The following is a 9,859-nucleotide window of genomic DNA, read 5'->3' on the forward strand; positions in this document are numbered from 1 at the left end:
GGCTGAATATTGACAAGTTTACGAGGAGTAGTTTCCTCCTGTGGATGTGGTGGTTCTGACAAGCTACTGCCCCATTGTAAGTTACGGTGTCTGTTTTCCCACATGAGTAATTCTAATCTTAAAATGTGAATTCAGTTTATATTCAATCATGCTGAATGATTAGGTCTTCTGTTATTATACAATTGATTATTAATCATTTTTCAGCTTGGACTGGCTGTTTACGGGTTAAGCTCATACGAAAATATCCATCCCCCTCTGTAAATAGTCTCTTTGATAGGAACACATATGGAAAAGCACATCCCATTAAACAGGCAGTTTTCACCTGTGCCCAAAAGTCATGAAGATGCGGAAAAAGACGAAATTTCTTTTAGTTGGGGGTATGGTAAACCTAATTCATGGGATGATTTAGACTGTGAGTTTCGTTGTGTCATTTTAGCTGAGGCAGGTGCAGGAAAGACTGAGGAGTTTCGACAACGTGCAAGGATACTTCAGGCCCAAGGGAAGCCAGCCTTTTTCATTCGTATCGAAGACATAGATAGAGATTTTTATGAGGCTTTCGAAGTTGGTGAGGAAAGCCAATTTGAGTTATGGCTGAATTCTACCAGTGAGGCATGGTTCTTCTTAGACTCCGTCGATGAAGCAAGGCTCTCAAGCCCGAAAGCCTTCGAAAAAGCCATTCGACAATTTGCTAAAGGTATAAAGAAAGGTGCGCACAGAGCGCATATATATATTTCTAGCCGTCCTTATAGTTGGCGACCTAAAGAAGATAGAAGACTAATGGATGAGTGGCTCTTTCTTCCGTCTTCGTCGGAAGTAGATAAAGTCGGAAAAAATGAGGTAGTCAAAGCACAGAGCTCACTCAAAATTTATACTCTGCGTCACTTGGACAAAGAGAGAATTCGCCGCTTTTGTTTGACTCGTTCAGCAAAAGATATTGACCGTTTAATCAATGAAATTGCGCGAACCAACCTTTGGAGTCTAGCGGAAAGGCCATTTGATCTTGACGGTATTTTAGTGAAGTGGGCTGAGGGAAGTGAATTAGGTGGTCGCCTAGATCTTCTTCGCCATAACGTCATTAAACGGCTTCAAGATGAGCATAACGTTGATCGTGCCCAGCTTCAGACTATCAATGCAGAGAGGTTAAAAGAAGGTGCACAACGATTAGCTGCCGCTGTTGTACTTACTGGCCAAGCTGGCATTAACGTTCCCGATTCAGCGTCAGTCAAACCAGGTATCAATGCAGAAACCATCCTTTACGATTGGGCCCCAAGTGAAGTCAGTACGTTACTGGAACGTGGGATCTTTAATGATGTTATATACGGAGCTGTACGTTTTAGACACAGAGATGTGCGTGAACTACTTGCGGCTGAGTGGTTCGATAGACTACTGAAACACGGCAATAGCCGTTATTCAATCGAAGCTTTGTTTTTCCGCGAGCAATATGGTGAAAAAATTGTTACTCCCTTGCTGCGTCCAATTTTGCCATGGCTTATTTTGTTTGATCCAGAAATCAGACGCAAAGCACTAAATATTAACCCCGAGATTGCAGTTGAGGGTGGCGACCCAGCAAGATTACCACTTCAGGAAAGAGCGAAAATTCTAACAGATATTGTCCAGCAGATTTCTTCGAATAAAGGTGGCCACTCTGCTCGAGACAATAGTGCTATTGCTAGGATTGCTAACACTGACCTTTCGGAAAATACACTACAGCTTATTGAAAGATACAGCGATAACGACGACGTAATCTTCTTCCTTGGCAGGTTGGTATGGCAAGGTGAAATGTCTTCCTGTGTTTCCTCTTTGGTCCACATTGCAGAAAATAGTTCGCGAGATATCTACGCAAGAATTGCTTCAACACGTGCTGTGATGACTTGTGGTTCATTCGAGCAAAAACATAATCTATGGCTAAAACTAAATGAAAATGATGTTCAGATTCCAAGAGAATTGCTTTTAGAGTTGGTAGAGGAAGCTGGCACCAACAGACATAGTATTGAGCAGTTGTTGATATCGCTGGGTAAATTACCAGCTTATGAACGGTTTAAAAACAGTGCTCTGTGCGGTGCGCTTCACTCATTTGTTGAACAAATGTGCCTAGAGTCGATCCCTAAACTAGTTGAGGGTTTGGACTCTTATCTAGAAAGACAGCCATTTGTTGAACGTAGGGAATGCCATGTTTCAGAAGAGTATGCATGGTTGCTAGATATCGCTATGCATGCGATAGAAAGATTAATTAAAGCACGCCACGTTGCGGCTCTCGGGAATAAATCTCAATCTATTCTGTTGAAAGTTCCAGCTCTACGTTTTTGGTGGGGGGATGATTGCACTGAGCATAAGGACGAATTGAAGACACTTGTACCTGTTTGGCCCGAGCTTAATGATTCGCTCTATTGGAACAGTATCCAACATGCTCGAAATCTTGAGGTTTCAAATTCAGACAAAAAGGTAACGGATGATTGGGCTGTTTCATGGCTTGGTCATTTTTGGCATTTTGATACTACTAGTCTCCCGAGACTTCTCAATTACATGCACACCTGCTCTTTGGAAGAGGATAGGCTTGTTGCGCTTAGTACCGCCTTTCGAGTCTACTTGCAAACTGACAGATCAGAAGGCGTTCTCGCTTTATTAAAGGATGCCGTGGATGATGAACCTGTTTTACGAGAGCGGTTGAACACATTGCTCGAACCGCCAGTGTCAAAAGAGATGCAAAAATACGAAGAGAAGGAAGCCGAACGTCAGCGCAAGCTTACTGAAAAAACAGAGCGAGAAAAGCTAGACAGAGAAAGATGGATAGCAGACTTACGGGCAAACCCAGAAAGAATTCATAATTCTCCGAACCTTGAGCCAGGTGAATATTCCTGGGATCAATATTGGTTGATGGTGGAACTACAAGCCCTTAGCAAGAGAACTAGCCGCTGGGGTTACACTGATTGGCAGGCATTGATACCTGAGTTTGGGGAGGCTGTAGCTCTGGGGTATCGTAAAGCTGCGATCAAACATTGGTCGCAATACAAACCACCACTGCGTTCAGAGGGTTTTGAAGACAACAGTGTGCCATACTCTCTTATTTTTGCGATGGCTGGATTGGAGATTGATGCCGCTGAATCTACTGATTTCCCAATGAATCTAAGCGAAGAAAACGTTCGACATTCATTACGCTATATTTTTTGGGAATTAAACGGTTATCCCACATGGTTGGAACGGGTGCACAAAGCCTTTCCACAATTGGTCGAAGAAGTGGTCATTAAAGAATTGGTATGGGAACTCGAAAAGACAGAATCGACTAGGGTATTGCATGATTTAACATATCATGCACCTTGGCTACACCCCTATATAGCTTCTGTTATTCTCAACTGGATGCACATAAACCCTGGTCACCGCAGAACTATCAGAGAATACTGTCTGACAATCTTAGTCAATGGAGAGATAGAACCAGAGAAGCTGTCAGCTCTGGCTATCAAGCAACTTTCTAACACAAGCAATCCAGATGACATATCTTGGTGGTATGCACTCCGTGTCGATTGTTACCCAGAGAAAGGTATATTGGAAGTTGAACAATGGCTATCAGAACTAGATTACGATACAGCAAAGCGTGCAGCGCAGATTTTTATCACAGCATTGATGGGGGGACGAAGTTCGCGTTATACAAACCACAACATTGGTCGTTTCCATACAGCAGACCATTTGAAATCACTTTATACCCTGATGCATAACTACGTTAAAGTGGAAGATGACATCGACCGAACTAGTGGGAAAGTGTTCTCTCCAGAGCTACGGGATGATGCACAAGATGCACGTGATAGACTGTTTAACCTTCTATCAGAAATATCAGGTAAAGAAAGTTATACAGCAATCAAGCAGCTAATCCATGATCACCCTAACCCAGATTATCGCCCTTGGATGGCAAAAGAAGCGTATAAGCATGCTGAAAAAGACGGTGATCTCGAACCCTGGTCTGAGCAGCAAGTAAGAGAGTTCGCCAAGTCGCAAAGTATTGAGCCGACAACGCATCGTCAGCTTTTTGATTTGGCTGTCCAGCGGTTGCATGAATTGAAGAACTGGTTAGAGCGAGGTAATGATAGTCCTTGGCGTACTTGGCAGCGTGCTGAGGGGGAAACAGAGATGCGAACGTTAATCGCAGGTTGGTTAAGACAGCGTTGTGATAACAAGTATACGATCGCAGAAGAGCCTGAACTTGCAAATGGCCAACGTATGGATATCTGGCTGCACAATACCAATGTCCACTCACCTGTACCTATCGAATTGAAACTACTAGATAAAGAGTGGAGCGGTCCGGACCTTTGTGAGCGACTACGCAATCAATTGGTGGGTGATTATCTTCGAGAAGAAAGTGCCGGATGTGGCGTGTTTCTGCTGGTCTCACAGAACGTGTCCAAAAAATGGTTGATCAATGGGAGTCGAGTCGGATTGGATGAACTCGCTGCTACACTTAAATGTTACTGGTTGGAGATTTCACATGAATATTCCGGCGTAGATGCGATAGATGTGTTAGTAATCGATTTGGCGAAGAGGGCGCTGTTCTCTGATAAATAGTCGAAATCACTTTTGCTCAAGCAAATTATAATTACTTTTCTTTATGCGACTCGATGAGCTTGGAGCTAAAACTCCAACTTACTTTTGTCCAAAAGCTTCCCACAAGTTGGATAACAGCCCGCTATCCAACTTACTAGTGACATTACAAAAGACTATTTTTCTTCTAAAACCTTAGAGATTGCTGCATCTAGCTTGTCTTGCATTTCTTTAGATAAACGACCGAACTCATAAGAGAAATTACGGCCTTTTACGCGCTTGCGGGCAAACATGCCTTTGCTATCGAACTGGGCGAGGGGAGTGATTTCTGCTTTGTCTGACTCTTTCTTCGTTTCTGCGACTTTTAGCTCGGCTTTGATAGCAGCAACAATTGCATCTTTCTGTTCCTCAAGCGAATATTCAGCCTGAATATTGACAAGACCTTTTTCGATTTTCTTTACGAAGCTAGAAAGCTGCTTTTTGTCTTCACAGGTCTTCATCACCTTATCTAACAAGGCATAGTCTGGATGTGAAAGGGCATTTACAACTGGAAATAGCTTAACCAGTTTCTCGTCGATGCTAGCAGCTTTCATCGCTTTACTTACACCGGCCTGACTAAGACCAACTTGTTTCGCAATTTCTGCCTGAGTAATCTCTGCGTTTGCTGATTTGATGGCAATACATTGTTGTCCAATTTCACGCAGATTATGCTCTTTAGCCGTTTGTAGCTGCTTAGCTAGGGCCTTAGCATCACCGACGGAGATTTCATCCTGAGTGACAAGGATACGGAAAGTTTTGATGCGGCCTTCTTGAAGCAAGAACCAAGCGCGGCGGCGAGAGCCATCCAACACGTCAATCTTGCCTTCAATTTCTCGACCTACAGCAGGGTAGAACTGTTGAAACTCCAGCGAATTTAGATCAGAGAGGGACTCTGCAGTAAGAAGCGATTGATCGCGTCCATTCACATCGAAAGTAACAAACGTTTCATCACGGACTTGTTCGTATGACAGTGTCACTTCGTTAAACGTCGCAGTATTACCCGATGCTAACTGCCAAACCATGCTCTGGCCGACAGATTCAAGACCAAACTGTTCTTGCAAGTACTCTGCGGCATTGGTGCCGGCTTTATCCAGTTCTGCCGTCAACTGCTGCGTTAAAGTGGTCAGGTTCGCTTTAGCCGCTGATAGCTGTGCTTCTTGAGAACCAGGTGCGTTACCTAAAGGGCTACCGCCGCGTTTTTTCGCCATTATGCTTGCTCCTGTTCGCGCCACACATTAAGAATGTCGCGCTGAATTTGACTGGTTACCTCATATCCATTTTGCTGCGCCGTTTGGAACGTAGACTTACTTTTTGGGTACTCGCTCTTCGACATATCAAAAACGGTCGAAAGAAGGGAAGAGGCTTGTCTGATGGCTTCGCTGTGTTTGAACTCCTTAGAGTACAAGTAAGGAGCAAAGTGGTCGTAAAGACTGTTCATCAACTCAGTTGTGGTCGAGCTGTCACGATGGTTGGTAAGCAAGATCTTCATGAAGTCGTACCCATCATGATTCGCATTGGCTAGCAGCGCCCATACTTGCGGAATGTAGCTGAAGTATGAACAGGTCGCATCGATGTCGTTCTCCGTAATCGATAGCGGGAATACAACGCTGGTTGCGGCAAAGTAGGCGTTGTAGGTCGCGTAACCGAGTGATGGCGGTGTATCGATGATGATGATGTCGAATTCATCTTTCACTGCATCGATGATCTCAGCCAAGATAGAGTAGGGGGATGGCAATTTATGGCTAAAGACTTGCTCATGGAACCATCCTTCAATTGCTCGGTCACTCTGCGCTGCTGGTAGAATACGCAAGTTAGGAATGGTGGTTTCTAGGAACGCCTCAGATACCGCTTGCTCAAACGTTTCGCCTTCATCCAAGTCAAAGTTACGCATAATGAGGTCACCGACAGACAAGTTACCTTCCTGGTCTGCCTCTGGCGCGTAATACATAGAGAGGGTCGCCTGGCCATCCATATCGATTAAGCCTACACGGTACTCTTGATGGAACTCTGTAGCTAAACCGGATGCGACAGTCGCGGCAGACACGGTTTTACCAACGCCCCCCTTCTGGTTTTGAATAACGATGACTTGCGCTGATTGTTGTTCACTACGCGAAAACTTTGGCTCTTTACGCAAAGCCTCTGGCAACAAATCACGTACACGATACATTTCCGCAATATCAATCGACCATTGAGAGTCTTCATGACGACGAGGATCAATCTCCGCAGCGGTGACGTATTTATCCAGCGTTTTAGCATCGATGCCTAAGTAAGCGGAGGCTTCTGCACGGGTAAAGTTGCGTAACTCTTTGCGATGATTCGCCAGTAAGCGCTGGTTACGGCGCTTAATGTAAGCATCGGCACCTTGCTTGAGAGATTGAAAGTGTGACGTGGTTTGTTGAGTATCCATTTCTGTCTCCATGTAGGAATTAGAAATAGTATATCCCTTAATTTTTGAGGAGTGTAGTTAAAATTAGTGGAATTGTATGTTTTTTGTCATGTTTACGTATTTTAATCATATTGCAGTTTTTTTTGGGAGGGGGGACAAGACTTAACTTGAGACAAAGTCTTTCCTAAAACGTGTGTTAGGAGTTGACGTTGCATTTTCCACTTCTGCTAGACACCTTGTTCTTGCCGTAAATCAACTAAACCCCTAACATTTTGGTAAAAGTTTGCTGCAGGCGAATAGGCCTGAATTTATTAGATCTAAGCGCTTCTTCCTGCAGACTGTTGATTATTTTTTGTATCTTAAGACACCTTATGCTTTTCTTAAACGATAGTGTTTGAGGGAGGTGTTTATGATGTTCAGAACCCTTATCCAAAAAGAACTTTAAATGCGGCAATGCTTGTAATGCGGTTGGTTTGTGAGCTGAGAAACGTTTTGTCAAGTCGTGGCTCTTAAGCTATTATCCGCATCCTTTCACTAGTATCAACATAATAACGTTGGTTAAGTTAATCGAGGGACATAGCTTGTTAAAACCCAATCAGGCCATTGATAGTGCAGATAACAGTAAGCCTATCATTTTTTCATTTTTTGCAGGAAGTGGGTTTTTAGATCTTGGTTTCGAGCGTTCCGGCTTTGACGTAAGATTTGTAAATGAATTTCATAAGCCTTTTTATGAGGCCTATAAATATTCACGACGAGCAATGAACTACCCAGAACCCAAATTTGAACACCATCTTGGTAGTATCGAAGAGTTCTTGAGTGGTAAACCCAAGAAACGGTTAAAACAATATGTAGCTAGCGCCAAAAAAGATGGGTTAGTTGGGTTTATTGGTGGTCCGCCGTGTCCTGATTTTTCAGTTGCAGGCAAAAACAAAGGTCGTGATGGTGACCACGGAAAACTGACCGAGTCGTACATCGATACCATAATCGCCTTCAAACCTGATTTCTTTTTGCTAGAAAACGTAAAAGGGCTTTTTAGCAACAAAAAGCACTTTCTGTTTTACAACGAGATGAAAGAGAAGTTAGAGAGTGGGGGCTACCTGTTGACAGATAGACTCACCAACTGCATTGAGGTCGGTACACCCCAAGACCGTGATAGAATACTGTTATTTGGGATTAAACGGTCCAAAGTAAAACGTGCTCAACAACATAAGTTAACAGAAAACTTCCAATGGGAAAGTTACCTAAGGTTTAACAAAGATGTGGTACTTAATAAATCGCTATGGCCAACCACAACCCCGTATGTTGCTAGCAGCTCTTTGTCAGCTCCTGAATTCTCTGATGGTATGGAAGAGTTAACTGTTGAGTACTGGTTCAGGAAGAATGATGTCTACAATCATCCTAATTCCAAGCATCACTTTAAACCAAAGGCCGGTCTGCCAAAAATGCAAACCATTGCTGAAGGGGACGTAAGTGGTAAGTCTTTTAAAAGGTTGCATAGATGGCGGCACTCTGCGACAGCAGCTTATGGTAATAACGAAGTGCATTTACACCCTTATAAAGATCGAAGATTAAGTGCTGCAGAGGCTCTTGCTATACAATCTTTGCCTAAAGAGTTTGTGTTACCACAAGATATGGGCTTATCTAACATGTTTAAAACGATTGGCAATGGCGTTCCATATCTGTTGTCTGAAGCTATAGCAAAGACGATCAAGGATTTCTTGAAAACTCTCTGATAAATAAAACAAACTACATTACGCCCCCTCTTCCTTCATATGACACATATGAAGCCACTATGATAATATGGCACTAATAAACTTATATACTTGGTGCCTTATGAATTTTGAAGATTTGCTTGATGACATAGAACAGCTCATCGGTCTTCCCTTGAAAGCGATCACCGCAACTACAAGCGGTATAACTCTTCTATCCGTAGACAGAGAAACTGGCAGATACGTAGTAAACCCTGACGGCTCAAATAGAGAGCAAAAACGAAACATCAGGGAACTAGAGGCAATTTTTGAAAGCCTAGACAAAGATGGCTACTGCAACGTAGAGCAAGCTCTTCAAGGTTCATTCACTAGTAGACACCAACCAGAAACAATTTTTGCTAACCTTCCATACATTCAGTATTTTAAATACGAACGCCGCAAGCACCTTGTTCTAAGAGAAAGTAACCAACATGCTCTCGGGGAGATTCAGGAACTTCCGCTAAAAGAGCAGAGACAAGTTCGTAGAGCTCTAGCATCAAACAAAAAATTCAGCCAAAGTCTTTTAGCAGCCCAACTCGAGAAAGTGTTTACTAGTTTGAACACAGAAATTCATAGCCTACATATAAAGCAACCTGGGTTTCTTGTTGATAGCCAAATTAGGGAAATTATGGCAGAGCTCGGTGAGATAAACGAAACCGTGCAGTCAACAACCATTTCATTAGATAATGAGAAGGCAGTTGCTGATGAGACTTCAACTGAATTAGCGAAAGATTCTAGTTTTGATATGTCTGATTTAGTAGATCTATCTTCTGTAACAGGTGTTGATGACGGTAATAAAAGTAACTCAGAAATCTCAGACGACGATGAAGATGAAGACGACGATGACTATGAGCTGATTGTGCCAAACATTAGGAGACAAACACCAAGTCTCTATGCTCTTTATCAAAGGCTATTACACGACGAGATAGAAATTCAGCCCGATTATCAAAGACAAGATAGAATTTGGGATGACAAAAAGAAATCAAAGCTAATTGAATCAATTTTAATGGGATTACCACTTCCCATATTTTACTTTGGTGAGCGCAAAAATGATAACTGGGTAGTTATTGATGGTTTGCAGCGAATCACAACGGTCCAGGACTTCATGATGGGACGCTTCTCATTGAAGTTAGATAAAGATTCTCCTGTCATTGAAGCA

Annotated in this window: 5 protein-coding genes; 3 read left to right on the forward strand and 2 right to left on the reverse strand. The window is 42.9% G+C overall.

Features of this window, described 5'->3' with window-relative positions; translation table 11 throughout:
* Positions 1-285 precede the first annotated feature (285 nt).
* Entirely contained in the window at positions 286-4,551 is a 4,266-nt protein-coding gene (locus ACTS60_RS23215; protein ID WP_440890180.1) for a hypothetical protein, read from the forward strand.
* A gap of 152 nt (positions 4,552-4,703) precedes the next feature.
* Here the strand turns inward: ACTS60_RS23215 and ACTS60_RS23220 are convergent, their stop codons facing one another.
* Together ACTS60_RS23220 and ACTS60_RS23225 are read right to left on the reverse strand one after the other, a co-directional pair.
* On the reverse strand, positions 4,704-5,774 hold the full coding sequence (locus ACTS60_RS23220) for a ParB family protein (protein WP_440890181.1): 1,071 nt from the start codon (positions 5,772-5,774) through the stop codon (positions 4,704-4,706).
* On the reverse strand, positions 5,774-6,973 hold the full coding sequence (locus ACTS60_RS23225) for a ParA family protein (protein ID WP_045485055.1): 1,200 nt from the start codon (positions 6,971-6,973) through the stop codon (positions 5,774-5,776). The genes ACTS60_RS23220 and ACTS60_RS23225 overlap by 1 nt, the downstream gene beginning before the upstream one ends.
* A 560-nt stretch (positions 6,974-7,533) precedes the next feature.
* Here ACTS60_RS23225 and ACTS60_RS23230 point away from each other — a divergent pair.
* Complete coding sequence (locus ACTS60_RS23230; RefSeq protein ID WP_440890182.1) at positions 7,534-8,685, forward strand: DNA cytosine methyltransferase; 1,152 nt, start codon at positions 7,534-7,536, stop codon at positions 8,683-8,685.
* Positions 8,686-8,785: 100 nt separating this feature from the next.
* Positions 8,786-9,859 (forward strand): DUF262 domain-containing protein (locus ACTS60_RS23235; protein ID WP_440890183.1); only part of this gene is annotated, 1,074 nt, incomplete at its 3' end.

It is taken from the genome of Vibrio sp. WZ-1 (assembly GCF_052037695.1).
Classification (GTDB): domain Bacteria; phylum Pseudomonadota; class Gammaproteobacteria; order Enterobacterales; family Vibrionaceae; genus Vibrio.